A 23,525-nucleotide genomic window follows, 5' to 3' on the forward strand; every position below is an offset into this window, starting at 1 on the left:
GCTTGCCCCTCCCGAAGAGGGCTCCCCGATGGTCGGGTGAAAAGGGACTCGGCATTCGGAAGGTCCCGTTCCGGTGTCATGTCCGCCGTCCATGGGAGGGCGACGCGGAACCTTAGAATCCGGTCCTTTGAAGGATCGTTAAAGGACGGACGCGGGTCGATCCTGTCGAGACCTACGCGCGAAGCCGGATTTACCGCCGGAACCTCGGCGGACAGGGCCGATGCGTCGGCAGCGACAGGTCAGTCCCTGTCCAACACGTCCTCCGGAGGCACCACCGGCGATAGCGACGTTGATTTGACGCGGGCGAACAAGACGACATCAAGATCGAGCGAAGAACTGGATCGAATATCCGATCCAGCGCGACGGCCTCTCCTCCCCGCGCATCATGCCGGACCGAGTTTTCAGAGGCCGGCGGCGTTCCGCTGATTCGCGGAGAGGCCCCCATGTGCCTCGACCGCCGTGCCGGCGCCTCTGCGCGGACGGGCAATCCCCCGTTCGGAGATCGATCGACGGCGGGCCGCAACGGGCGCGCACCACGCCGGTGCCGATGGCTCCCACGGCCTCGCCGGCGGTCGCCTGGACCGGAGAACTTTTCTCATCGCCCGTTCGCATGTCACGTTCGCATGCCACGATCCCATGTCACGATTTTCTGCGGATCGGGACGCGACGAAGCGATCTCGCGGAGGCGAGATCGTCTAAAAATGTTCTTCCTGAAGAACGCAACGGGGGAGAAGAGATCGCCTCCCGAACCATCGATTCGCAAAAAATCCTTCCTTCGCCGGGTGAATCTACGCGGAACGCCTGGAGTTTCGGTCCCTCACCGCCATATCCCGACGCGGCACGGATCATCGCGCGGTTGACAACGTTCGTTATATCGAACGAAAACCTTGCCGTGGATCGGTCGATCCAGGATTCCGCACGGCCCGTTTTCGAGAGGCGACAGATGTTGAGCGAGACCCATCCGACCCCGGGCCGGCGGAGCCTGACCCTGTCCGCCCGCCTCGCCGCGGCCCTTCTCCTGGCCGGACCCGTCTTCTTGGCGGGGCCCGTCTTCCTGGCGGGGCCCGCCCGGGCCGACAGCGAACTGCTCAACGTCTCCTACGATCCGACGCGCGAGCTCTACAAGGACATCAACGCCGCCTTCAGTGCCGACTGGAAGGCCAAGACCGGCGAGACCGTGACCGTGCGCGCCTCCCATGGCGGCTCCGGCTCGCAGGCCCGCACGGTGATCGACGGCATCCCGGCCGACGTGGTGACCCTCGGCATCCCCTCCGACATCGACGCGATCAGCCGGCTGGCCAAGAAGATCCCGGCGGACTGGCGGACCAAGCTCCCCAACGAGGGCCTGCCCTACACCTCCACGGTGGTGTTCCTCGTGCGCAAGGGCAATCCGAAGGGCGTCAAGGACTGGGGCGACCTCGTCAAACCCGACGTCAAGGTCATCACCCCCAACCCCAAGACCTCGGCCGGCGGGCGCTGGAACTTCCTCGCCGCCTGGGGCTACGCCTACGAGAAGGAGGCCAAGAACGCCGACAAGGCCAACGCCTTCGTGGGCGAGCTCTACAAGAACGTGCCGGTCCTCGACACGGGCGCCCGCGGCTCCACGGTGACCTTCGCCCAGCGGGGCCTCGGCGACGTGCTGCCGACCTGGGAGAACGAGGCCTACCTCGTGTTCGACGAGTTCGGTCGCGACAAGTTCGACGTGGTGGTGCCGCCGACCTCCATCTACGCCGAGCCGCCCGTCGCCCTGGTGGACGCCAACGTCGACAGACGAGGAACCCGCAAACAGGCCGAGGCCTACCTGCAATTCCTCTACTCGGATGCCGCCCAGGCGATCTTCGCCAAGCACCATTACCGCCCCCTCAACCGGGCGGCGGCGAAGCCCGAGCATCTGGCCCAGCTGCCCGAGGTGAAGCTGTTCAAGATCGAGGATCTCCAGGGCAGCTGGGACGACATCCAGAAGAAGAATTTCGACAACGGCGGCCTGTTCGACCAGCTGAGCAAGGCCGGACGGTAAGTTCACCCTCCCCCGCAAAGAGGGGAGGGACAAAGACCAACCTTCAGGACCCTCCCATGGCAGAGCCTCCCCTGCGCCCGCGACGGCGCTTCCGGCAGCCGAGCGTCATCCCCGGCTTCGGCCTGACGCTCGGCTACACCCTGACCTGCCTCAGCCTCGTCGTGCTGCTGCCCCTGGCCGCCCTGGTGGTGCGCGCCTCCGGGCTCGGATTCTCGGGCATCTGGGAGGTCGCCACCGATCCCCGCGTGGCCTCGGCGCTCCGCGTCAGCTTCGGCGTTTCGGCCCTGGCGGCGCTGACCGCGTCGGTGTTCGGCTTCCTCGTCGCCTGGGTGCTGACCCGCTACGACTTTCCCGGCCGCCGGATCGTCGACGCGGTGGTGGACCTGCCCTTCGCCCTGCCCACCGCCGTCGCGGGCATCGCTCTGGCTTCCCTCTACGCGCCGAACGGCCTCGTGGGTGCGCAGCTGGCGAAACTCGGCATCGAGGCCGCCTACACGCCGGTGGGCATCTACATCGCCATGGTGTTCATCGGCCTGCCGTTCGCCGTGCGGACCGTGCAGCCCCTCATCGTCGAGATCGACAGGGAGATCGAGGAAGCCTCGGCCACCCTCGGGGCGGGCCGCCTCCACACCCTGACCCGGGTGGTGCTGCCGCCCCTGATCCCGGCCGTGCTCACGGGCTTCGCCCTCGCCTTCGCCCGCGGGGTCGGCGAGTACGGCTCGATCATCTTCATCGCCGGCAACCTGCCCTACGTCTCCGAGATCGCCCCGCTCCTCATCGTCATCAAGCTCTCGGAATTCGATTACGGCGGCGCCTGCGCCATCGCGACGATCATGCTCGGCATCTCGTTCGTGACCCTGCTCGCCATCAACCTCATCCAGGCCTGGAGCCGCAGGAGATTCGGCTATGTCTGAGATCGCGACCGACCTGCCCCGGCACCAGCCGGCCAGCGTCGTCACCGAGGGCGGCCTCGTGCGCGGCCTCCTCATCGCGGTGGCCATCGTCTTCCTCGCCCTGTTCCTGGTGCTGCCCCTGGCGACGGTGTTCGTTCAGGCCTTCGCCAAGGGCTGGGACGCCTATCTCGCCGCCTTCCACGAGGCCGACGCCCACGCGGCCATCCGCCTGACTCTGATCACGGCCGCCATCGCCGTGCCGTTCAACCTCGTCTTCGGCATCATGGCCTCCTGGGCCATCGCCAAGTTCGAGTTCGCCGGCAAGAACCTGCTCGTGACCCTCATCGACCTACCGTTCTCGGTCTCGCCGGTGGTCTCGGGCCTGATCTACGTCCTCGTCTTCGGCTCGCAGGGGCTCATCGGCCCGTGGCTGCTGGAGCACGACATCCAGATCATCTTCGCGATCCCCGGCATCGTCCTGGCGACGATCTTCGTCACCTTCCCGTTCGTCGCCCGCCAGCTCATCCCGCTCATGCAGGAGCAGGGCACCGCCGAGGAGGAGGCCGCGTTGACCCTGGGCGCGTCCGGCTGGCACGCCTTCCGGACGGTGACGCTGCCCAACATCCGCTGGGGGCTGCTCTACAGCGTGCTCCTCTGCAACGCCCGCGCGATGGGTGAATTCGGCGCGGTCTCGGTGGTCTCGGGCCACATCCGGGGCCTCACCAACACGCTGCCGCTCCACGTGGAGATCCTCTACAATGAGTACAACTTCGTTGCCTCTTTCGCCGTCGCCTCCCTCCTTGCCGGCCTCGCTCTTGTCACACTCGGCCTCAAATCCCTCCTCGAATGGCGCTACGCCGGCGACATCGCGGCGTCCGGGCGCCGGCACTGACCCCGTGACCGGCTCCACCGCCATCCGCGTCGAGAACCTGTCGAAGACCTTCGACACGGCCGCGGTCCTGCACGACCTCTCCCTCGACGTGCGGGCGGGCGAGCTCCTGGCCCTGCTCGGCCCCTCGGGCTCGGGCAAGACCACGCTCCTGCGCATCATCGCCGGCCTCGATTTTCCCGATCGCGGCCGCATCGTGTTCGGCGCCGAGGACGCCACGCGGCTCCCCGTGCAGCAGCGCGCCGTGGGCTTCGTGTTCCAGCACTATGCCCTGTTCAAGCACATGAGCGTCGCCGACAACATCGCCTACGGGCTGAACGCCCGGAAGCGCTCGGAGCGCCCGGCCAAGGCCGAGATCAAGCGCCGGGTCGGCGATCTCCTCGATCTCATCAAGCTCTCGGGCTTCGCCGACCGCTATCCCTCCCAGCTCTCGGGCGGCCAGCGCCAGCGCATCGCGCTCGCCCGGGCGCTCGCCGTGGAACCACGCGTGCTCCTGTTGGACGAGCCGTTCGGAGCCCTGGACGCGCAAGTCCGAAAAGATCTGCGGCGGTGGCTGCGCGAGATCCACGACCGCACGGGCCAGACCACGATCTTCGTCACCCACGACCAGGACGAGGCCCTCGAACTCTCCGACCGCGTCGCGGTGCTGGCCAAGGGCCGCCTCGAGCAGATCGGCACGCCCGACGAGGTGCAGGAGGCGCCGGTCTCCGCCACGGTCCTGAAGTTCCTGGGCGACACCATCGAGGTCGAGGCCATCGCCCAGGGCGGCGAGGTCCGGGTCGACGGCCGGCTCACGCCCGTCGTCGCGCCCCCCGGCCTCGTCGGCCCGGTCAAGCTCTACGCCCGGCCGTGGCAGCTCCAGTTCGCGGAAGCCGGCGAGGCGCACCTGCACGGCACCGTGCGCTCGTCCTACCGCAGCCAGGGCCGCCAGCGCATCGAGGTCGACCGGATCGAGGGCAAGACCGTGGTGGTGGAAGCCTCCGACACCGCCCGCCTGCCCGCCGGCCGCGAAGTCGGCCTGCGCATCCTCGCCGGACACGTCTTCGCCGGGTAAGCCCCGGGGGGGTATCCGGGTTCGAAGGGCCAGCCCTTCGCGGGTCCAGGGCGGAGCCCTGGATTGCTTCGTCGGGCTCTGCCCGACACCCGCCGAAGGGCTCGCCCTTCGGAATCCCCGATGGGCGCGGCGCAAACGAAAGGGCGAGGGACATTCCCTCGCCCTTTCGTTTGCGACCAACCCCTTCGCGTGTACCGAAGCTCAGGTGCCCGGCTTCCACACGGCGTCCGACACCACCAGGGGCTTGGGCAGCAGACCGAGGCGGTGGAAGGCATCGGCCACGGCCTGCTGGTCGGCCACCGTGCCGGCGTCGAGGGGCGTGACGCCGTAGGTGAGGCGCTTGAGGGCGACGGTGAGGATCGGGGCCGGTATGCCTACGGACGGCGCGAGCTCGGCCGCGACGGCGTCGGTGTTGTCCTTGGCCCAGGCGTCGATGGTGCCGATGGCCGCCAGGGTGGTGTCGAGGACGGCGCGGTTGGCGGGGGCGTCGGCGAAGGGCCGGCGCGAGAGGTAGAACTGGCGGTTGGGCACGAGGCCCTCGCCGGTGACGAGGGTGCGGGCCCCCGTCGCCCGCTCGCCCGAGGCGAGGTAGGGGTCCCAGATCGCCCAGGCCTCGACGGAGCCGCGGGCGAAGGCTGCCGCCGCGTCGGCGGGGCCGAGGAAGGCCAGCTTCACCGCGTCGTAGGGCACCCCCGCCGCCTCCAGGGCGCGCACGAGGAAGTAGTGGACGTTGGAGCCCTTGTTGAGGGCGATGGTCCGTCCGCGCAGGTCGGCCACGGTGCGGATCGGGCTGTCGGCGGCCACCAGAATGGCCTCGCCGCGTGGGGCGGCCGGCTCGTGGGCGACGTAGACGAGGTCGCGGCTCGCGGCCTGGGCGAAGATCGGCGGCGCCTCGCCGGCCGAGCCGAGATCTATGGCCCCGGCGTTCAGGGCTTCCATCAGGGGCGGCCCCGACGGAAATTCCGACCAGGCGACGCGGTAGCCCAGCGGCTTCAGCCGCTCTTCCAGCAGGCCCTTGCCCTTGAGCAGCACGAGGGTGCCGTACTTCTGGTAGCCGATCCGGATCACCTTCTCGTCGGCACGGGCCTGGGGGCTGAAGAGCGCAAGGAGCGTAAGGGCAGCGGCGAAAAGCATCCAGCCGTTGAACGGAGCGTATCTTCCAGAGGTCAGGGTAAGGGCGGTGGCGCGTGGCATGGACAATTGTCCCCGGTTCGAGATTGGTTCGGCTCGATCACCCCGGTCCCGGCAGTCACAACGGGCTCCCTCTCCTGAAAGGAGAGGGTTGGGGTGAGGTGTGCGAACTCTCCGGAAAAGTCCCGCACCTCACCCTGTCCCTCTCCTTCCAGGAGAGGGGACCCGCGCCAGACCCACCTCGGTTTCCGTGACGATCAAGCGTTCAGGTGCAAGCTTTCAATCGTGAAAGAGAATCTGCTTCAGTGCGCCGACACCCGGCGGGGCACGATGTCGTTGGCCATGACTTCGCCGAAGGGGCCGTCGTTGCGGGCGTTGCTCGGCGCGACGCCGGTGGTGGCGCGCAAGGGGAGCTTCGGGAACACGAGTTCGGCGAAGCGGTAGGCTTCCTCGAGGTGCGGGTAGCCCGACAGGATGAAGCGGTCGATGCCGAGATCGATGTACTCCTTCATCCGGTCGGCCACCTGATCCGCCGAGCCGACGAGGGCGGTGCCTGCGCCGCCGCGCACGAGGCCGACGCCGGCCCAGAGGTTGGGCGAGACTTCGAGCTTGGTGCGGTCGCCGCCGTGGAGCGCCATCATCCGGCTCTGGCCCACGGAATCCTGGCGCTTGAGGGTGGCCTGGGCCCTGGCGATGGTCTCGTCGTCGAGGCGCGAGATCAGGTTCTCGGCGGCCGCCCAGGCCTCGCCCTCGGTCTCGCGGACGATGACGTGCAGGCGGATGCCGTACGAGAAGGTCTTGCCCCTGCGGTCGGCGGCTTCCCTGGCCCTGGCGATCTTCTCGGCCACGCCGGCCGGGGGCTCGCCCCACGTCAGGTAGACCTCGCAATGCTCGGCCGCGACCTCGATCCCAGCGGGCGAGGAACCGCCGAAGTAGAGCGGCGGGTAGGGCTTCTGCACGGGCGGGAAGATCACCCGGCCTTCCTCGACCTTCAGGTGCTTGCCCGCGTAGTTCACGGTCTCGCCCGACATCAGGCCGCGCCAGATGTGCAGGAACTCGTCGGTGACCACGTAGCGCTCGTCGTGGTCGAGGAAGACGCCGTCGCCGCGCAGCTCCACCGGATCGCCGCCCGTGACCACGTTGATGAGGAGCCGCCCGTCGGAGATCCGGTCGAGGGTGGCGGCCATGCGGGCGGCGACGGCCGGCTCCTGCAGGCCGGGGCGCACGGCGACGAGGAACCGCAGGCGCTGGGTCAGGGGGACGAGGGCCGAGGCCACCACCCAGGAATCCTCGCACGAGCGGCCCGTGGGCAGCAGCACGCCGTAATAGCCGAGCTCGTCCGCCGCCTGGGCGATCTGACGGAGATACGGAAGGGTGACGGCCCGCGCGCCGTCCGTGGCGCCGAGGTAGCGGCCGTCGCCGTGGGTGGGCAGGAACCAGAGGACGTCGGTCTGACCGGTCATGGGGATTCTTTCGGATCGAGGGGAGGGAAAGCGCGGCCCAGGCCGGCGCGTGGTTCTGAGGAAGGCGCGGCCAAGCCGGCGCGGGGTTCTGAAGATTGCGCGGCTCAGGCCGGCGCGTGGTTCTGAAGCAGGTGATCGAGGATGCGGCCTTCGAGGGCCGCGAGGTCCGGGTCGCCGCGCCGGCGCGGGCGGGGCACCTCGACCTTCACGTCGAGGGCGATGTGGCCGTTCTCGACGACGAGGATGCGGTCGGCCATGGCGACGGCTTCGGCGACATCGTGGGTGACGAGGAGGGCGGTGAAGCCCTGTGCCCGCCAGATTCCCTCGATCATCGCCTGCATGTCGATGCGGGTGAGGGCGTCGAGGGCCCCGAGGGGTTCGTCGAGGGCGAGAAGGCCTGGGCGGGAGACGAGGGCGCGGGCGAGGGCCACGCGCTGGCGCTGGCCGCCGGACAGGGTGGCGGGCCAGTTGGCCGCCTTGTCGGACAGGCCGACTTCGCCCAGGGCGCTCAGCGCGCGGGCGCGGCGCTCGGCCCGGGTGCCGGTCTCGCCCAGGCCCACCGCGACGTTGTCCACCACCTTCGCCCAGGGCAGGAGGCGCGGCTCCTGGAACATGATGCGTTTGGGCGGTGGCCGCACGGCCTCGGATTCGAGGACGACGCGGCCGGCGCTCGGCTGCTCCAGGCCGAGGATCAGCCGGAGCAGGGTGCTCTTGCCGCAGCCCGAGCGACCGACAACGGCGACGAACTGCCCGGCCGGGATGTGGAGGTCGAGGCCGGTGATGACCGCGTGCCCGTCGAAGGATTTCGACAGGTCGCGGACGGTGACGGCGAGGCCGCCCGTGGCGGCGGCCTCGGGCGTCCGGGCGCGGACCGGCCCCTTGGCCGGTCGGTCGGCCAGCTTGTGGACCGGTGCGGTTCCGGGTGCGGCGGCCTCGTGGGCGCGCAGGGCGGTGGCGATCATGGCCGGGTTCCGTGGGTGTTCGGTCAGATTGGGCGAGGCGGCGCCTCAGACGGTCCGGTAGGCCGGGTTCCAGGCGAGACACGTGCGCTCGAGCCAGCGGGTGAGCACGTCGGCGAGCTTGCCGAGGCCGGCGTAGATCACGATGGCGAGGACCACGACGTCGACGAGCATGAATTCCCGCGCCTGCATGGCCATGTAGCCGAGCCCCGAGGAGGCCGAGATGGTCTCGGCGACGATGAGGGTGAGCCACATGATGCCGAGCGCGTAGCGCAGGCCGACGAAGATCGACGGCAGGGCCCCGGGCAGCACCACCCGGATGAACAGGCTCCACGACGACAGGCCGTAGACCCGGCCCATCTCCACGAGTTGCGGATCGACGGAGCGGATGCCGTGCAGCGTGTTGGCGTAGACGGGGAAGAACACGCCCAGCGCCACGAGGAAGAGCTTGGCTTCCTCGCCGATGCCGAACCACAGGATCACCAGGGGGATGAGGGACAGGTGGGGCACGTTGCGCACCATCTGCACCGTGGTGTCCGTGAGCCGGTCGGAGGCGCGCGACAGGCCGTTGGCGAGGCCGAGCGCGAAGCCGATGCCGCCGCCGACGGCGAAGCCCGCGAGCGCCCGCAGGGTGCTGATCCAGAGGTTGGCCCAGAGCTCGCCCGTGCGGCCGAGCTGCCAGCCCGCCGCGATCACGTCGAGGGGCGCCGGCATGAACCGGGTCGAGACGAGGCCGGCGGAGCTCGCCGCCTGCCAGCCGAGGACGATGCCCAGCGGCAGGAGCCAGGGGACGAGGCGCTGGGTGGTGCCGTCGAGGAGACGGGGGAGGAGACGGGGACTTGCCATGGGATGTCAGCCGTTGGGGGGCGCCGCCCACACCGCGTCGGCGACGCGGATGGATTTCGGGATCAGGCCGGCGGCGTGGAAGCGGTCGGCGATGGCCTGCTGCTCGGCCACGAGTTCGGGCGTCACCGGGCCGATGACGTAGTCCGTGCGGGCGACGGCCCGTTCGGTGGCCGCCAGGGGGACGCCGGTACCGCGGGACAGGATCGCCGCCACCGCGGGGCGGTTGGCCTCGCACCAGGCGGCCACGCCGGACAGGGCCTCGACCACGGCCTTCACGACCTGCGGCTGGGTCCGGGCCACCGAGCGGTTGGCGAGGAAGAAATTGTTGGGCCGGGCGATGTCCGTCGCGAGGGCCAGGACGCGCACGTCGGGTCGCCCCTGGGCGATGGCGAAGTAGGGGTCCCAGATGGTCCAGGCATCGATCTGACCGCTGGCGAAGGCAGCGGCCGCATCCGCCGGCGCCAGGGTCACGGGGACGATGTCGGCGTAGGTCAGGCCGGCCTTGGCCAAGGCCGCCAGGGTGAGGTTGTGGGCGCTCGACGCCTTGGCGAAGGCGACGCGCCTGCCCTTGAGATCGGCCAATGTCCGGATCGGCGACGCCTCCGCCACCAGGATCGCGGCGCCCGAGCCCGCCGCACCCTGGGCCGCCGCGTAGACGAGGTCGCTGCCCGCCGCCTGGGCGAAGATCGGCGGGGCGTCGCCGGTCTGGCCGAACGCGATGCCGCCGAGGTTGAGCGCTTCGAGGAGCGGCGGCCCGAACGAGAACTCGGTCCAGCCGACGCCGACTCCGAGGGGTTTCAGGCGTGCCTCGAGGACGCCCTGCTGCTTGGCGACCACGAGGATGCCGTTCTTCTGGTAGCCGATGCGAAACACCGGGTCTGCCGCCCGGGCAGGCCACGCGGCGGTGGCGAACGCCGTCGCGAGAAGGGCTCGCCGGTCGATCAACGGGCGGCTCCGGCCACGGCACGGGCGGGTTCGCGCGCGGCCGACGCGTGGAGGAGCTGGCTCGCGAGCTGGCCGGCGGCGTCGGAGACCCGGGCGCGCACGCCGGCATCCGTGAGAACGCCGTCGGTGAAGTCGGCGTCGGCGGCGTAGACGGCCGTGGGCAGGGCCAGCGCCCCGAAGAAGCCGAACAGGGGCCGGAAGGCGTGCTCGACCACCAGGGCATGGCGGGCGCCGCCGCCCGTGGCGACGATGGCCACCGGCTTGCCCGTCAGCGCCGTCGGATCGACGAGGTCGAACAGGTGCTTGAACAGGCCCGTATAGGCGCCCTTGTAGACCGGGGAGCCGACGATGAGGGCGTCCGCCCCCTCGATGGCCTCGACGATGCGGCGGGCCGGGAGGGACAGGTCCTGGCGCGACCAGGCGGCGCCGAGGGCGGTGCCGGCATCGACCATGTCGAACAGCTGGATGTCGGCCTGGATCTGCGTCTCGGTCTGCGCGGCGACGGCCTCGACGAGGCTGCGCGTCTTCGAGGGGCGCTGCAGGTTCGCACTGAAGCCCACGATGCGGGGACGGGTCATGAAGGTTCCGATCGGACAGCTTTTCAGAAGAAAAACAGCGTCGCCCAAAGCAACGCTGCATTCACGAAAAGATGTCCCACGGTCACCCCTGGGTCAATGAAACGTTCCCGCAAAGATCGGTATGGCCGAAGACGAACCTTTCTTCGATCAGGTCCAAGAAGGGAATTTTCTTTTATCCCGGGCAGCGGGTCTCCCCGGCCGACAGCGCAGTGCACCATCGGCCCCCTCGGACGGCGGGATCAGCCGGCGGCGTCGGGGGCGTGGGCGTCGAGCCAGGCGACGGCGCCCGAGAGGTCGAACCCGTGCCGCGTCCCGAAGGCGAGCACGTCGTCGCGGCGCAGGCGCCCGTCGAGGACGGCGCCGAGGACATGGAGCGTCAGGGAGCGCGTGCCGGACCGGCAATGGGCGACGACGGGGCCGGGGGCGGCCGCCACCGCCGCCCGGAACGCGTCGATCTCGGCGCGGCCGAGGGTGGCCCCCGTCACCGGCTGGTGGTGATAGGCGAGGCCGGCGGTTCGCGCCGCGGCGGCTTCGGCCGCCGTGCCGGGCAGGCCGGGTTCCTCGCCGTCGGGACGGTTGTTGATGAGGGTGGTGACGCCCTGGCGTCCCAGGCCGGCGATCTCGTCCAGGGTCGGCTGACCCGCCACCGAGAGGGTGTCGTCGATCCGCGTGAGCCGCATGGGTCAGGCCCCCTCTTCGCCGAGGTAGTCGCGCCAGACGGAAGCCGGCCCGAGGGTGGCGAGGAAGGCGGCATGGCGGGCGCTCTCCTCCGGGGTGAGGCGGTGGCGCAGGCGGCGCGGGGCCAGGGGGGCGCCATCGTCGGAGAGGGCCGGCCCGGTCTCGGCCAGCGCGGTCTCGGCGGCGGCAAGTCCGAGGCTCGTCTGCTTGCCGCCGAGCAGCTCGACATAGACCTCCGCCAGGATCTGCGAATCGAGGAGCGCCCCGTGCTTGGTGCGCCGGGTGGTGTCGATGCCGTAGCGCACGCACAGGGCATCGAGGGTGTTCGACGCACCCGTGTGCTTGCGCCGGGCGAGCTGCAGGGTGTCGACCACGTCGGAAAGATCGATGGGCGGGGGCGCCGCGGCCCCGAGGCGGGCGTATTCCATGTTGAGGAAGCCGACGTCGAAGGGTGCGTTGTGGATCACCAGGGGCGAATCCCCGCAGAACTTGCGGAAGTCGTCGACGATGTCGGCGAACAGGGGCTTGTCGGCCAGGAACGCGTCCGAGAGGCCGTGGACTCCGAAGGCGCCCTGGGACACCGGCCGCGTCGGATTGCAGTAGCGGTGGAAGGTCGCCCCGGTCTGGACGTGGTTGATGAGCTCGACGCAGCCGATCTCGATGAGGCGGTCGCCGTTCTTGGCGTCGGTGCCGGTGGTCTCGGTGTCGAGGACGATCTCGCGCAGCATCGTCTGTTCCATGGAGGGCGGGGGTGGCCGACCATGCGCCGGAGGCCGGGCGGGTTCAAGGCGGGGCAGGTTCAAGGCGGGGGCGGCGTTCCGTGAAGGCGCGCCAGGATCGCATCGACCTCGGCCTCGGCCCGGGCGAAGCCGAGACCCGTGTCGAGGACGAAATCCGCCCGGGCGCGTTTTTCGGAATCGGGCATCTGCTTGGCGAGGATCGATTCGAAGGTCGCCGCATCCATGCCGGGGCGGGCCAGCACCCGCTCGCGCTGGACCTCGGCCGGGGCGGTGACCACCAGCACCGCGTCGCAGCGGGCGTCGCCCCCGGTCTCGAACAGGAGGGGGATGTCGAGGACGGCGACGGGCGCCCGCGCGTGGGCGGCGAGGAAATCGCCGGCGGCCCGGCGGGCCAGGGGATGGACCAGGGATTCCAGGGTCGCGAGGCGGTCGGGGTCACCGAGCACTTGGGCGCGCAGGCGGGCCCGGTCGACGGACCCGTCCGGCGCCAGGGTGCCGGGAAACGCCTTGGCGATGGCGACGGCGGCCGCGCCGCCCGGGGCGTAGAGGGCGTGGACCGCCGCATCGGCATCGTGGACGGGCACGCCGCGCTCGCGAAACATCGCGGCGGTGGCGGATTTCCCCATGCCGATGGAGCCGGTGAGGCCGAGGACGACCGGCCCGCTCATCGACCGACGAGATCGGCGACGAGGCGGTCGCGCAGGGCCGGGGTGACTCTCGGCTCGACCCCGAACCATTTCGAGAAGCCCGGCACCGCCTGATGCAGGAGCATGCCGAGGCCGTCGACGGCGGCCAGGCCCCGGGCGCGGGCGGCGGCGAGGAGCGGGGTCTCCAGGGGTACGTAGACGATGTCGGCGACGCTCGCCGTGGCGGGCAGGGGCGTCAGGTCGAGGTCGAGGGCGCCGTGGCCGGCCATGCCGAGGGAGGTGGTGTTGACGAGGAGTCCCGTCCCGGACAGGGCGGCGGGCAGGTCGGCCCAGTCGAGGGCGGCGACCCGCCGGGGATCGAGGGCCACGAGGGCCTCGGCGCGGGCATGGGTGCGGTTGGCGACGCGGATGCGGGCGAGGCCGCGGTCGAGCAGACCGACCACGATGGCGCGGGCCGCCCCGCCGGCCCCGAGGACCAGGGCCGTCCCGCCCGTGCGCTCCGGCCAATCGGCACCGAGACTCTGGTCGAGATGGGCGATGAAGCCCGGCGCGTCGGTGTTGTCACCCCACAGGCGGCCGTCCGCGTCGAAGAACACGGTGTTGACCGCGCCGATCTTTTCCGCCCGCGGCGTCAGGGCGTCGACGAGGCGGAACGCCGCCTCCTTGTGCGGGATCGTGACGTTGCCGCCGGCGAACCCCCGCTCCCGCAGGGTCCGCAGGAATTCCAGAAACCGGTCCGGCGCCACGTCGACACGCTCGTAGGTGCCCGCGATCCCGTGCTCCGCGAGCCAGTGGCCGTGGATCAGGGGCGAGCGCGAATGCGCGATGGGGTGTCCGACGACGAAGGCCTTCGTCACAGCACGTCCTCCGGAGTCAGGTGACAGGCGGGCCCGTCGGTCCCTTCGATCTGCACGGTCGCGTGCCCGATGCCGAAGGTCGTTTTCAGGTCCTCGGCGAGGCCGAGCAGGAAGGCGTTGCCCGGGTGGCCGCCCGGCATGACGAGGTGGGCGGTGAGCGCGATCTCCGTGGTGCTCATCGGCCAGATATGGAGGTCGTGGAGCGTGGACACGCCCGGCCGGGCCGCGAGGAACCCGCGCACGGCCTCCGGATCGATGCCGGGCGGCACCGCCGACAGGGCCATGACCACGCTGTCGCGGAGCAGGCCCCAGGTCATCCAGACGATGAGGCCGGCGATGGCGAGACTGACCACGGGGTCGATCCACGCCGCCCCCGTGAGCACGATGGCGAGGCCGGCGAGCACGACGCCGAGCGACACGGCGGCATCGGCCATCATGTGCAGGTAGGCGCCGCGGATGTTGATGTCGCTGCCCTTGCCCGACGCGAACAGCCAGGCGGTGACGCCGTTGATGGCGATGCCGATGCCGGCCACCACCATCACGGTCACGCCCGCCACGGGTGCGGGGTCCGTGAGGCGCAGGATCGCCTCCCAGATGATGGCGCCCGTGGCCACCAGGAGGAACACGGCATTGAACAGGGCGGCGAGGATCGAGGAGCCGCGCAGGCCGTAGGTGAAGCGCGGGCTCGGGGCGCGCTTGACCAGCACCGAGGCGATCCAGGCGACGACGAGGCCGAGCACGTCCGACAGGTTGTGGCCGGCATCGGCCACCAGGGCCATGGATTGCGCGGCGAAGCCGTAGCCGGCTTCGACGATCACGAACCCGGTGTTGAGGGCGATGCCGATGGCGAAGGCCCGGCCGAACGAGGCCGGCGCGTGGACGTGCCCGCCGGCGTGACTCCCGCCATGACCGCCGCCGTGGCTGTGGCGATGTCCGTGATCGTGGCCGGCATGATCGTGGCCGGTATGATCGTGGTCGTGATGGTGTGCAGCCATGGGATCTCCGTGGCACCCCGGCCGAGTCGTCTCGCGCGCCGTGCGATGCCCTTAGCCGCGATACGCGCATCCATCCAGCGCGCATGGCCTCGGGGACCGGTCAGGTCCCGCCGCCCTCAGGTGGCAAACCCCTGCAGGACCATCAGGACCAGGGGAATGGCGAGGCCGGCCAGGATCGTCTGGACCGCGACGATGCCCGCCATCAGGGGCGCGTCGCCGCCGAGCTGGCGCGCCATGATGTAGGAGGACGAGGCCGTCGGCAGGGCTTGGAAGATCAGGGCGGTGAGGGCGGCCGGTCCGTGCAGGCCGAGGGCGCGGCAGGCCAGGACCGTGGCCAGGGGCATCGCCAGGAACTTGACGGCCGAGGACACCAGGACCGGACGCATCCAGGTTCGCGCCGTCGACAGGTCGAGGGCGGCGCCGACGCAGAGCAGGCCGAGGGGCAGGGACGCCTGCCCCAGGGCCCTGAGCACCGGCTCGAGGCCGGGCGGCACGCCGAGCCCCGACGCCTGGAGCAGGATGCCACCGAGGCACGCGAGGACGAGGGGGTTGAGGGCGAGCTGGCGGGCGAGGCCGGCCGCGCCGGGCCGGCCGCCGGTGCCGAAGCGGGCGAAGACGAGCACGCACAGGATGTTCACCGTGGGGACGATGGCGGCGTTCGCCACCGCCGCCAGGGCGATCCCCTGCGTCCCGAACACCCCGATCGCCGCCGAGACGCCGACGTAATTGTTGAAGCGGACCCCGCCCTGGAACACCGAGGTGAAGGCCGCCCCCTGAAAGCCGAGGCGTTCTCGCGCCGCCACGAGGGCGGCGGCGACGGTGCAGGTGGACGCGACGAGCACGGCGACGAGGGCGAGCACCGGCACGCCCTCGAGATGCGCGGTGGCGAGTCCGTGGACGAACAGGGACGGCAGCAGGACGTAGTAGCTGAGGCGTTCGGCCTGGGGCCAGAACGTTGCGCCGGGGAAGCCGACCCGGCGCAGGACGGCGCCGAGGGCGATCAGCAGACCGATGGGAACCAGGGCGAGGAGGACGGACCCGATCATCGCGGACCGCCGGACGGGTCGCGCATCTAGAACGCCAGGAGCTGTCGGGCGCGCAGGCGGGCGAGCAGGGGCAGCAGGGGCAGGCCCAGGATGGTGGTGTGGTCGCCGTCGATCCGCGTGAAGAGATGGATGCCGAGGCCCTCGAGCTGGTAGGCGCCGACGCTCGCCGTGGCGCCGGGACCGGCGAGCCCCACGTAGGCTGCGATGGCCGCCGCACCGAGGGGCCGCACGGTGAGGTGGGCCGTCTCGACGAAGCTGTCGGGGGGGTGACCGCCGCCGCACAGGGCCACCGCCGCATGGAGGCGGTGGGTCCGCCCGGCGAGGCGCGCGAGCTGGGTGCAGGCGGCGGCCGCATCGGCGGGCTTGTGGAACACGATGCCGTCGCATTCGAGCACCTGATCGGCCCCGACGACGATGCGGTCCGGCACGCGGGCCGCCACCGCCTCGGCCTTGGCGCGGGCGAGGCGCAGGGCGAGGTCGACCGGGCCGAGCCCCGCGCAGGCCGCCTCGACGGCGCGCTCGTCCACGCCGGGGGCCTGCGTCTCGACGGTCAGGCCCGCACTCGTGAGGAGGGCGCGCCGCGTCGGGCTGGTGGAGGCGAGAAGCAGCGGCGCCGCGCCGCGCCACAGGGGAGAGGGCGAATCCATCGCTCCAGTGTCACGGATCGCCGCGCCACGACAAGGTCCGTTCCGGTCTAGCGGCGCATGCTGCGGAAGCGGCAATACCGGCCGTTGTCCTGGAAGCCGCCCGGACACCGGGCGACGCAGGCGCCCGCGGCGAACTTGAGGGGCGGGCGGCAGGAATACTTGTAGCTCTTGTTGCGACCCTGGTGATCCTGCGCCCGGCCGGCCTCGGCGGGGGCGACGGACCCGCCGACGAGGAGGGCGAGGAGGGCGGCGCAGGCGAGGCGGTTCGGCATCGGGCATCCCGAAATAGCGGATACCCGTCAACCGGCGCCGATCCCGATTGGTTCGCGGGTCCGATCGTCGTCAGACCGTCGCCTTGGCCGGGCCGCCCCAGTCGATCCAGTCGAAGGCGAGGTCGAGATCCGCCGGATCGACGCTGAAACGGCCGTCCCCGTCCGGGGACGCCGCGCCGATGACGTAGCCGTTGTGATGGTCGAGTTCCTGATCGATCCCGGATTGCAGGAATCCGAGATCGGCCGTGTCGTCCCGGGCCGCCATCACAAGGGTGCCGGGCCGCGAAAACATCGAGGCATGGAGGCCGGACCCGTATTCCCCGCAGATGGTCCCGGCCGCGTCGAACAGTTCGACCTGCTCGCGGAGGCCGAGCCGTTCCGGGGACACGATGGTGAAGCCCCGCTTGCGGGCGGTGTCCTCGAACAGGACGCGCTGGTGGAGGGACCGGGTGTTGTGGGTGACGGCATTGACCGAGCGCGTCACGAAGATCCTTCGCCGGGCGGGGCGCCGGAACCGCCGGAACCGCCGGATCGCGGAGGGCGGCGCAGGCCTCGGCGAACAGGGGGGACACGCGTGTGCCGAACCGCAAGGTCGAGGGAACGATGAGCTCCCGGCACAGGACCACCTCGCGCGTGCGATCGTAGACGGCGCATTGGTGCGGATCGATCCCCAGGATCGCGAGCCACCGGCGCGCGAAATCGGGCGTGTCGGACGGCATCAGGAACGTCAGCCGGCTCAGGCGGTAACCGGCCAGGCGGAGCAGATGGAGCTTGGGCAGGAAATCCACGAGCCAGTGGCCGTAGCCGAGATAACCCGCTCCGGTCAGGAGCACGACGGGATCGTGGACGCGCCGCACCGCCGCGTCCGGAAGCCACGCGTCGGTCGCCGCGTAATTCTTCGCGATGTAGTCCCGGCCGAGATTGAGGTCGTGGCCGACGTTGAAGCACCCGTCCGTCATCACGATGCCCTCGCCGAGGACGGTGGCCTCGCGGACACGGTAGATGGCGGTTCCGAGGACGACGCTTTGGGAATGATAGAGGCGCAGCAGGTCGCTGGTGACGGCGCCGATCAGCAGGGACGGTGGCTTGATCCGTGAGCGATGGGCCCGGCTCACCTCGATCATCGATCCGCGCCCGGCCTGCACGCTGGCGCGCAGGTCGATGATGGCCTCGTCCATCGGCCGGCCCACGACGCTCATGTGGCGATGAATTTCAGCCGGTGCTCGCGGTGCAGGTCGAGGATGGCGGCGGCGGTTTCCTCGATGGAACGGCGGGTCACGTCGATGGTCGGCCAGCGGTGCTTGGTGCACAGGCGCCGGCACGCCGCGATCTCGTCGGCCACGGCCGAGCGGTCGACGTAGAGGGACGAATCGTCGGCTTTCAGGCTGAGCAGGCGGTTCTGGCGGATCTGCACGATGCGCTCGGGGCTCGCCAGCAACCCGACGAGGAGGGGCTTTCGCGCGTTCTCCAGGGAGGCCGGCAGCGGCATGCCGGGCACCAGGGGGAAGTTCGCGGTCTTGAGGCCGCGGTTGGCGAGGTAGATTGCCGTGGGGGTCTTCGAGGTGCGGCTGACCCCCACCAGGATCACGTCGGCGTCGTCGACATCGACGGGCAGGTTGCCGTCGTCGTGCGCCAGGGTGAAGTTCATGGCGTCGATGCGCTTGAAGTACTCGGCGTTGAGCATGTGCTGGGCGCCGGGCCGGGCCGTCGAATCCGCCCCGAGGTAGGATTGCAGCAGGGCGTGCACGGGCTGGAGCACGGAGAGGCACGGCGAGCCGGTCTCGCGGCAGGCCGCCTCCAGGCGCTCGGTGAGGTCGTGGCCGACGAGGGTGTAGAGCACGAGGCCGGGCGCGGCCTCGATCTCGGAGATCACCCGCTCGAGCTGCGGCCCGGACCGCACCAGGGGGTAGACGTGCTCGATGGCCGAGACGCCCTCGTACTGGGCGGCGGCCGCGCGGCCGACATTGATCAGGGTCTCGCCGGTGGAATCCGAGACGAGGTGGAGGTGGAAGTAGCTGCGGCTCATGGAGAAAGCGGTCTCCTCGGGATCAGGAGACAAGGAGCGGGCCGGCCCTGTCCACCGCGCCGGCCTCGGGGGAGTCGATGAGTGTGGATAAGCCGGCTCGCCATCGGGGTCCAGGCGGGACCCGCCCCGTGTTGTCGACTCTGGCGTCCACACGCCGTCCGACGCACGTCGCCGCGACGCGGTTTTGGGAGAATCAGGGACCCGGCAGCGCCCAGCGGCGCGGGGCGCCTCGCAAGGCACTGTCCGGCATCGTCTATCCGGGACATTGCTCCCAATCCGTTAAAGCCCTCTTAACGCCGTGGCGGCGGGGACGGCCTGTGGACGCTTTTCCGCTCCCGTCATCCAGCCCCCTAAAAGAAAAAACAGAGTCCTAGAATCTCTCTTTCCTTTTAGAAGGGCCGTGTGGGGATCGATCCGGGGTGGGCGTCCATGGAAGGACGCAGGAACGGTTTTCGAGGGGAGACAGCCGCGCCATCGGTGCTACATACCGGTCACGGGGTTGAGGCGTCGGAGATCGGATGAGCCAGGGTGATGGGGCGGACCGCGTGGTCCTGCGGGTGCTCTCGGGCGAGGCGCAGGCGCGTCCTCCCGCCTGGATGATGCGCCAGGCCGGCCGCTACCTTCCCGAGTATCGGGAGGTCCGCGCCAGGGCCGGTTCGTTCCTCGACCTCTGCTACAACCCGGATTTCGCCACGGAGGTCACCCTCCAGCCGATCCGCCGCTTCGGCTTCGAGGCCTCGATCCTGTTCTCCGACATCCTCGTGATCCCCGATGCCCTCGGCCAGGACGTGCGCTTCGTCGAAGGGGAGGGGCCGCGCCTCGACCCACTCGCCGGCCGGGCCGAGTTCGAGCGCCTGCGCCAGGCCGACGATCCGGCGATTTTTTCGCATCTGGCACCCGTCTTCGAGACCGTGCGCCGCCTGCGGGCGGAGCTGCCCCACGAGACCACCCTGCTCGGCTTCTGCGGCGCGCCCTGGACGGTGGCGAGCTACATGATCGGCGGGCGCGGCACCCCCGACCTCGCGCCGTCGCGGGCGCTGGCCCGGCACGACACCGCCCTGGTCGAAGCCCTCATCGACCGCCTCGTCACGGTGCAGACCGAGTATCTCGTGCGCCAGCTCGAGGCCGGGGCCGACGCCGTGCAGATCTTCGAGTCCCATGCCGGGTCGCTGCCGGACGTGCGCGGCGCCTCGGAGCCGGAGGAAGCGCCCGTCAACGAGGTCGCCGAGAGCGCCCTGCCGGAGGGGACGCCCCGCGACGCCCTGACCCGCTGGTCGCTCCAGCCCATCGCCCGGATGATCGCCGGCGTCCGCGCCCGCGTGCCGGGCGCCAAGATCATCGTGTTCGCGAGGGGCTCGGGCCTCGACGGCCACGCCCGCGTGGTGCCGGAGACGGCGGCCGATGCGGTGGGCGTCGACTGGTCGGTGGATCTGGCGGCGCTGAGGGGCCGTGTACCGGCCACCACCGTCACCCAGGGCAACGTCCACCCCGATACCCTCATCGAGGGCGGAGCGGCCCTGGACGCGGCCGTGGACGGCGTGCTGGCGGCGACGGACGGCCTGCCGCACATCTTCAACCTCGGCCACGGCATCACGCCGCAGACCCCCATCGCCCATGTCGAGCAGATGCTGAAGCGACTGCGCGGCTGATGGACGGCCTCTACCTCTGGATCAAGGCGCTCCACGTCGTCGCCGTCATCTCGTGGATGGCGGCGATGCTCTACCTGCCGCGCCTGTTCGTCTACCACGCCTCCCTGGTGCCCGGGCCGCACGCGCAGGCGCAGTCCGAGACCTTCAAGGTGATGGAGCGCCGGCTCCTCAAGGCGATCATGACGCCGGCCATGATCGCCACTTGGGCGTTCGGGCTGATCCTGGTCTGGCAGAGCGGCTACTACGCCGCCGGCTGGCTCCAGGCGAAGGTGGTCCTGGTGCTCGCCATGAGCGGCATCCACGGCTGGCTCGCCCGCATGGTCAAGGACTTCGCCGCCGACCGGAACACCCGCGGCCACAAATTCTACCGGGTGCTCAACGAGGGACCGACCCTGCTCATGGTCGCCATCGTCGTGCTGGTGGTGGTGAAGCCGGGGACGTAGGAAGAGAGCAGCGACCTGACCTCCGTTTCAAGGACCGCCATGCCTCCGATCGTGACGTCCGCCCTCGCCGGCCTGGCCATGGCCCTCCTGGCGACCGGCACCGCCCGGGCGGCGAGCTTCCCGTGCGACAAGGCCGAGGCGGCGGACGAGAGGGCGATCTGCGCCACCCTCGCCCTCAACGACCGCGACGTCGAGATGTCCACCCGCTTCGAGATCCTGCGCGCCATGCTGCCCATGGGCGGCAACGCCAAGCTGCGCGAGGACCAGGAAACGTGGCTCGCCGAGCGCCGCACCTGCGGCGCGGATGTCGCCTGCCTGACTCAGGCCTACGACGGCCGCTTGAAGACCCTGCGCGCGGTGTTCTCGGAGTTCGCCAAGCAGGGCCCGCTCTAGGGTGCCCTCCGGCGAAGGGGAGACCGGTTCGTCGCACGAGAGCACGACGGAACAAGGCGTCGGAGACGTGATCCGATCCCGCTGGATCGGGCACGGCTCTAGCTCAGACGGGCAAGCAACCGGTCCATCAGCGGGTTGTCCGGCGTGAAGGCGTAGTCGATCTTGCGCACGCTGACCGAGCCGGCCCCGGCCTTCACCAGGGCGTCGGCCAGATCGAACACCGCGTCGACGGGGCAGTGCAGCACCATCTCGCCCCGACCCTCGGGGGCGCCGTAGGGCAGATCGGCGTCGTGCAGGGCGGAGATGCCGGCGAGATCGATGTCGCCGTCATCGGGCATGGCGGCACGGACCTCGCGGGTGGTGCGGGCCCGCTCCTCGGCCTGGATGCGGCCGAGCACGGCCCGCAGGGCATTGCGCGGGCTCGGGCCCCAGGCGGCGTTGAGGGAGGCGACGAGGTTCGCCTCCGAGCGCAGGATGATCCCGTCGTCCAGAATCTTCAGGGCGTTGGCGGCGAGGGTCGCGCCCGTGGTGGTGATGTCGACGATGATCTCGGCCGAGCCGGCCGCCGGCGCGCCCTCGGTGGCGCCGAGACTTTCCACGATGCGGTAATCCGCGACCCCGTGCTCGGCGAAGAACCGGCGGGTGAGGTTGACGTACTTCGTGGCGATGCGCAGGCGCTTGCCGTGGCGCACCCGCATCTCGGCCGCCACCTCGTCGAGGTCGCTCATGGCGCGGACATCGATCCAGGCCTGGGGCACGGCGACGACCACCGTCGCCTGTCCGAAGCCCAGCGGAGTCAGCAGTTCGACCTGCCCCCGCGCCTCGGGCAGGGATTCGCGGATGAGGTCCTCGCCGGTGATGCCGAGATGGGCGGCGCCGGAGGCCAGCTGCGCCGCGATCTCGGAGGCCGAGAGGTAGCGCACCTCGACGCCGGGCACGCCGACGAGCTTGCCGCGGTAGTCGCGGGCACCGGTGTTCTGCGCGAGCTTGAGGCCGGCCCGGGCGAAGAAGGCGGCGGCGTTCTCCTGCAGGCGCCCCTTGGAGGGCACGGCGAGGACGAGGGGATCGGTCATCGGCGCCGGCTCAGCCATGGGAGGTTCGGGCATGGGAGGTGTCGGAAGGAGCGACCCGCGAGAGCCAGACTGCGCAGCCCACCGCCGGCACCGGGATCGGGCTGCCGAGGTGCTGCAGGAGGCCGTCGTAGCGCCCGCCGCCGACGAGGGGCGGGCCAGCGGGACCGGCCGCCGTCACCTCGAAGATGAAACCGGTGTAGTAGTCGAGGTTGCGGGCGAAGCCGCCCGAGAAGGCGAAGCTCTCCACGGCGAGACCCCGCGCGGCCATGAAGCCCGTGCGCTCCTCGAACAGACCGAGCGCCGCCTCGAGGGGCGGATGGTCGAGGCCGGCAGCGCGGATGAGCTCGCGCATGGCCGCCGCCGCGGCGTCGGGGTCGCCCGCGATGGCGCGGTAGCGCTCGACGAGGGCGCGGTTCTCCGGGTTGAGGCCGGCGCCGCCGCTCGCCTGGGCGGCGGCCTTCGACAGGAAGCGCTCGGCGATCTCGCCGGCGCTGCGGCCGCCGACCCGCGAGATGCCCGCGATGGACAGCACGTCCTCGACGAAGGCGCGCACGCCCTTGGGGTCCTGCCCCTGGATCGCCGCGAGCAGGCCCGCATGCGGGTCCTCCTGGCGCACGCCGTTGGTGACCTCGTCGAGGGACCTGCCGGCCGCGATGGCCCGCAGGGTCCGGCGCTTGGCGGCCGGGGGCACATTGAGCGCGTCCAGAAGGGCGTCGAGGAGGCCCATGTCGCCGAGGCGCACGGCGACGTCGCTCCGGCCCATGGCGGACAGACCGTCCAGGGCGAGGCCGAGCACCTCGGCATCCGCCGCCGGCGTGTCGGTGCGGCCGATGGATTCGATGCCCGCCTGCAAAAACTCGTCCGGCTCGTCGCGGCCCAGCCGGAACACCGGCCCGCAATAGCTGTAATCGGCCGAGGCCCCGGCGCCGTGCGCGAGATGGTGGCGGCAGACGGGAATCGTGAATTCCGGCCGCAGGCACAGCTCGGCGCCGCCGGCATCCTGGGTCACGAAGATGCGCCGGCGGATGTCCTCGCCCGACAGTTCGAGGAACGGCTCCACGGGCTGCAGCACCGGCGGGGTCACGGCGCCGTAGCCGGCATCCGCGAACTGGGCGAGCAGGCGCGCCGTGCCGTGCGATTGTCCGCCGGCGATCGCGCCGCCGGCTTCCGGGTTCATCATGGGTCCGCCCGCCTCGTCATCGCGCCCTCGTAGCAACCGGAATCCGGCTTGGCGACCAAGTGCTTCCCACAAAACGACCGGTCGCCGGGCGTTTTGTGGGGGAC

General features: G+C 70.8%; 26 protein-coding genes. 8 read left to right on the forward strand and 18 right to left on the reverse strand.

Going from position 1 to position 23,525, the window contains the following annotated elements:
• Positions 1-943: 943 nt before the first annotated feature.
• Genes ASF28_RS08075 through ASF28_RS08090 form a run of 4 tightly spaced genes read left to right on the forward strand, consistent with a single transcriptional unit; the run spans position 944 to position 4,853 of the window.
• Positions 944-2,017, forward strand: coding sequence for a sulfate ABC transporter substrate-binding protein (locus tag ASF28_RS08075; protein ID WP_056089956.1), 1,074 nt, complete (start codon positions 944-946; stop codon positions 2,015-2,017).
• Between the two features lie 56 nt (positions 2,018-2,073).
• Complete coding sequence (gene cysT, locus ASF28_RS08080; RefSeq protein WP_056089958.1) at positions 2,074-2,931, forward strand: sulfate ABC transporter permease subunit CysT; 858 nt, start codon at positions 2,074-2,076, stop codon at positions 2,929-2,931.
• The gene (gene cysW / locus ASF28_RS08085; RefSeq protein WP_056089960.1) at positions 2,924-3,802 is read left to right on the forward strand and encodes a sulfate ABC transporter permease subunit CysW; all 879 of its coding nucleotides are present in this window, start codon (positions 2,924-2,926) and stop codon (positions 3,800-3,802) included. Before cysT ends, cysW begins: the two co-directional genes overlap by 8 nt.
• A 4-nt stretch (positions 3,803-3,806) precedes the next feature.
• Positions 3,807-4,853, forward strand: a complete 1,047-nt coding sequence (locus ASF28_RS08090; protein WP_056089963.1) for a sulfate/molybdate ABC transporter ATP-binding protein — start codon at positions 3,807-3,809, stop codon at positions 4,851-4,853.
• Between the two features lie 201 nt (positions 4,854-5,054).
• On the opposite strand, the gene ASF28_RS08095 is transcribed toward ASF28_RS08090, so the two are convergent.
• From ASF28_RS08095 to ASF28_RS23240, 15 genes are all read right to left on the reverse strand, one after another.
• Complete coding sequence (locus tag ASF28_RS08095; RefSeq protein WP_056089966.1) at positions 5,055-6,047, reverse strand: aliphatic sulfonate ABC transporter substrate-binding protein; 993 nt, start codon at positions 6,045-6,047, stop codon at positions 5,055-5,057.
• Positions 6,048-6,286: 239 nt separating this feature from the next.
• Entirely contained in the window at positions 6,287-7,447 is a 1,161-nt protein-coding gene (gene ssuD, locus ASF28_RS08100) for an FMNH2-dependent alkanesulfonate monooxygenase (protein WP_056089970.1), read from the reverse strand.
• Positions 7,448-7,551: 104 nt separating this feature from the next.
• Positions 7,552-8,409: an ATP-binding cassette domain-containing protein gene (locus ASF28_RS08105; protein ID WP_056089973.1), complete on the reverse strand. Its 858-nt coding sequence runs from the start codon at positions 8,407-8,409 to the stop codon at positions 7,552-7,554.
• A 45-nt stretch (positions 8,410-8,454) separates the two neighbouring features.
• Positions 8,455-9,252 carry an aliphatic sulfonate ABC transporter permease SsuC gene (gene ssuC, locus ASF28_RS22355; protein ID WP_056089977.1) on the reverse strand — a complete coding sequence of 266 codons (798 nt, stop codon included), beginning with the start codon at positions 9,250-9,252 and terminating at the stop codon, positions 8,455-8,457.
• A 6-nt stretch (positions 9,253-9,258) separates the two neighbouring features.
• Positions 9,259-10,197: an aliphatic sulfonate ABC transporter substrate-binding protein gene (locus ASF28_RS22960; protein ID WP_056089979.1), complete on the reverse strand. Its 939-nt coding sequence runs from the start codon at positions 10,195-10,197 to the stop codon at positions 9,259-9,261.
• Positions 10,194-10,775, reverse strand: a complete 582-nt coding sequence (gene msuE / locus ASF28_RS22965) for an FMN reductase (protein WP_056089984.1) — start codon at positions 10,773-10,775, stop codon at positions 10,194-10,196. Before msuE ends, ASF28_RS22960 begins: the two co-directional genes overlap by 4 nt.
• Positions 10,776-11,014: 239 nt before the next feature.
• Positions 11,015-11,455: a TIGR01244 family sulfur transferase gene (locus tag ASF28_RS08125; RefSeq protein ID WP_056089987.1), complete on the reverse strand. Its 441-nt coding sequence runs from the start codon at positions 11,453-11,455 to the stop codon at positions 11,015-11,017.
• Between the two features lie 3 nt (positions 11,456-11,458).
• Positions 11,459-12,181, reverse strand: coding sequence for a DNA polymerase III subunit epsilon (gene dnaQ, locus ASF28_RS08130; RefSeq protein ID WP_056089990.1), 723 nt, complete (start codon positions 12,179-12,181; stop codon positions 11,459-11,461).
• A 71-nt stretch (positions 12,182-12,252) separates the two neighbouring features.
• Entirely contained in the window at positions 12,253-12,861 is a 609-nt protein-coding gene (coaE, locus tag ASF28_RS08135) for a dephospho-CoA kinase (protein WP_056089993.1), read from the reverse strand.
• The gene (locus ASF28_RS23230; RefSeq protein WP_244474929.1) at positions 12,858-13,697 is read right to left on the reverse strand and encodes a shikimate dehydrogenase; all 840 of its coding nucleotides are present in this window, start codon (positions 13,695-13,697) and stop codon (positions 12,858-12,860) included. Before ASF28_RS23230 ends, coaE begins: the two co-directional genes overlap by 4 nt.
• Positions 13,694-14,692, reverse strand: a complete 999-nt coding sequence (locus tag ASF28_RS23235) for a cation diffusion facilitator family transporter (protein WP_056089996.1) — start codon at positions 14,690-14,692, stop codon at positions 13,694-13,696. The genes ASF28_RS23230 and ASF28_RS23235 overlap by 4 nt, the downstream gene beginning before the upstream one ends.
• Positions 14,693-14,808: 116 nt before the next feature.
• Entirely contained in the window at positions 14,809-15,738 is a 930-nt protein-coding gene (locus ASF28_RS08150; protein WP_056089997.1) for an AEC family transporter, read from the reverse strand.
• A gap of 26 nt (positions 15,739-15,764) precedes the next feature.
• Positions 15,765-16,385: a Maf family protein gene (locus ASF28_RS08155; protein WP_056090000.1), complete on the reverse strand. Its 621-nt coding sequence runs from the start codon at positions 16,383-16,385 to the stop codon at positions 15,765-15,767.
• Positions 16,386-16,432: 47 nt separating this feature from the next.
• Positions 16,433-16,657 (reverse strand): hypothetical protein, encoded by a 225-nt coding sequence (locus tag ASF28_RS08160; protein WP_056090003.1) that lies wholly within the window; start codon positions 16,655-16,657, stop codon positions 16,433-16,435.
• Between the two features lie 70 nt (positions 16,658-16,727).
• On the reverse strand, positions 16,728-17,141 hold the full coding sequence (locus ASF28_RS23240; RefSeq protein ID WP_244474930.1) for a glycosyltransferase 61 family protein: 414 nt from the start codon (positions 17,139-17,141) through the stop codon (positions 16,728-16,730).
• Here ASF28_RS23240 and ASF28_RS23245 point away from each other — a divergent pair.
• Positions 17,125-17,754, forward strand: coding sequence for a hypothetical protein (locus ASF28_RS23245; protein ID WP_244474931.1), 630 nt, complete (start codon positions 17,125-17,127; stop codon positions 17,752-17,754). The genes ASF28_RS23240 and ASF28_RS23245 overlap by 17 nt on opposite strands.
• A 98-nt stretch (positions 17,755-17,852) precedes the next feature.
• Here ASF28_RS23245 and ASF28_RS08170 read toward each other — a convergent pair whose 3' ends face one another.
• Entirely contained in the window at positions 17,853-18,683 is an 831-nt protein-coding gene (locus tag ASF28_RS08170) for a pyruvate, water dikinase regulatory protein (RefSeq protein WP_056090005.1), read from the reverse strand.
• Positions 18,684-19,201: 518 nt separating this feature from the next.
• Between ASF28_RS08170 and ASF28_RS08175 the strand changes: the two genes are divergently transcribed.
• From ASF28_RS08175 to ASF28_RS08185, 3 genes are read left to right on the forward strand one after another with little or no spacing between them, the layout of a single operon-like run.
• Complete coding sequence (locus ASF28_RS08175; RefSeq protein WP_056090008.1) at positions 19,202-20,332, forward strand: uroporphyrinogen decarboxylase; 1,131 nt, start codon at positions 19,202-19,204, stop codon at positions 20,330-20,332.
• The gene (hemJ, locus tag ASF28_RS08180) at positions 20,332-20,775 is read left to right on the forward strand and encodes a protoporphyrinogen oxidase HemJ (protein WP_056090010.1); all 444 of its coding nucleotides are present in this window, start codon (positions 20,332-20,334) and stop codon (positions 20,773-20,775) included. Before ASF28_RS08175 ends, hemJ begins: the two co-directional genes overlap by 1 nt.
• Positions 20,776-20,814: 39 nt before the next feature.
• Positions 20,815-21,168, forward strand: coding sequence for a lysozyme inhibitor LprI family protein (locus ASF28_RS08185; protein ID WP_082476055.1), 354 nt, complete (start codon positions 20,815-20,817; stop codon positions 21,166-21,168).
• A 98-nt stretch (positions 21,169-21,266) separates the two neighbouring features.
• Here ASF28_RS08185 and hisG read toward each other — a convergent pair whose 3' ends face one another.
• Positions 21,267-22,241: an ATP phosphoribosyltransferase gene (gene hisG / locus ASF28_RS08190; RefSeq protein WP_056091452.1), complete on the reverse strand. Its 975-nt coding sequence runs from the start codon at positions 22,239-22,241 to the stop codon at positions 21,267-21,269.
• 10 nt (positions 22,242-22,251) lie between these two features.
• Positions 22,252-23,421 (reverse strand): ATP phosphoribosyltransferase regulatory subunit, encoded by a 1,170-nt coding sequence (locus ASF28_RS08195; RefSeq protein ID WP_056090013.1) that lies wholly within the window; start codon positions 23,419-23,421, stop codon positions 22,252-22,254.
• Positions 23,422-23,525: the final 104 nt, after the last annotated feature.

Source organism: Methylobacterium sp. Leaf99, from assembly GCF_001422375.1.
Lineage (GTDB): Bacteria > Pseudomonadota > Alphaproteobacteria > Rhizobiales > Beijerinckiaceae > Methylobacterium.

Bases quoted from the DNA above. Each gene is read 5' to 3' on its own strand.
- ASF28_RS08075 (WP_056089956.1), top strand. From the start codon at position 944: ATGTTGAGCGAGACCCATCCGACCCCGGGCCGGCGGAGCCTGACCCTG.
- cysT (WP_056089958.1), top strand. From the start codon at position 2,074: ATGGCAGAGCCTCCCCTGCGCCCGCGACGGCGCTTCCGGCAGCCGAGC.
- cysW (WP_056089960.1), top strand. From the start codon at position 2,924: ATGTCTGAGATCGCGACCGACCTGCCCCGGCACCAGCCGGCCAGCGTC.
- ASF28_RS08095 (WP_056089966.1), bottom strand. From the start codon at position 6,047: ATGCCACGCGCCACCGCCCTTACCCTGACCTCTGGAAGATACGCTCCG.
- ssuD (WP_056089970.1), bottom strand. From the start codon at position 7,447: ATGACCGGTCAGACCGACGTCCTCTGGTTCCTGCCCACCCACGGCGAC.
- ASF28_RS08105 (WP_056089973.1), bottom strand. From the start codon at position 8,409: ATGATCGCCACCGCCCTGCGCGCCCACGAGGCCGCCGCACCCGGAACC.
- ssuC (WP_056089977.1), bottom strand. From the start codon at position 9,252: ATGGCAAGTCCCCGTCTCCTCCCCCGTCTCCTCGACGGCACCACCCAG.
- msuE (WP_056089984.1), bottom strand. From the start codon at position 10,775: ATGACCCGTCCCCGCATCGTGGGCTTCAGTGCGAACCTGCAGCGCCCC.
- ASF28_RS08125 (WP_056089987.1), bottom strand. From the start codon at position 11,455: ATGCGGCTCACGCGGATCGACGACACCCTCTCGGTGGCGGGTCAGCCG.
- dnaQ (WP_056089990.1), bottom strand. From the start codon at position 12,181: ATGCTGCGCGAGATCGTCCTCGACACCGAGACCACCGGCACCGACGCC.
- coaE (WP_056089993.1), bottom strand. From the start codon at position 12,861: ATGAGCGGGCCGGTCGTCCTCGGCCTCACCGGCTCCATCGGCATGGGG.
- ASF28_RS23235 (WP_056089996.1), bottom strand. From the start codon at position 14,692: ATGGCTGCACACCATCACGACCACGATCATACCGGCCACGATCATGCC.
- ASF28_RS08150 (WP_056089997.1), bottom strand. From the start codon at position 15,738: ATGATCGGGTCCGTCCTCCTCGCCCTGGTTCCCATCGGTCTGCTGATC.
- ASF28_RS08155 (WP_056090000.1), bottom strand. From the start codon at position 16,385: ATGGATTCGCCCTCTCCCCTGTGGCGCGGCGCGGCGCCGCTGCTTCTC.
- ASF28_RS08160 (WP_056090003.1), bottom strand. From the start codon at position 16,657: ATGCCGAACCGCCTCGCCTGCGCCGCCCTCCTCGCCCTCCTCGTCGGC.
- ASF28_RS08170 (WP_056090005.1), bottom strand. From the start codon at position 18,683: ATGAGCCGCAGCTACTTCCACCTCCACCTCGTCTCGGATTCCACCGGC.
- ASF28_RS08175 (WP_056090008.1), top strand. From the start codon at position 19,202: ATGAGCCAGGGTGATGGGGCGGACCGCGTGGTCCTGCGGGTGCTCTCG.
- hemJ (WP_056090010.1), top strand. From the start codon at position 20,332: ATGGACGGCCTCTACCTCTGGATCAAGGCGCTCCACGTCGTCGCCGTC.
- ASF28_RS08185 (WP_082476055.1), top strand. From the start codon at position 20,815: ATGCCTCCGATCGTGACGTCCGCCCTCGCCGGCCTGGCCATGGCCCTC.
- hisG (WP_056091452.1), bottom strand. From the start codon at position 22,241: ATGACCGATCCCCTCGTCCTCGCCGTGCCCTCCAAGGGGCGCCTGCAG.
- ASF28_RS08195 (WP_056090013.1), bottom strand. From the start codon at position 23,421: ATGATGAACCCGGAAGCCGGCGGCGCGATCGCCGGCGGACAATCGCAC.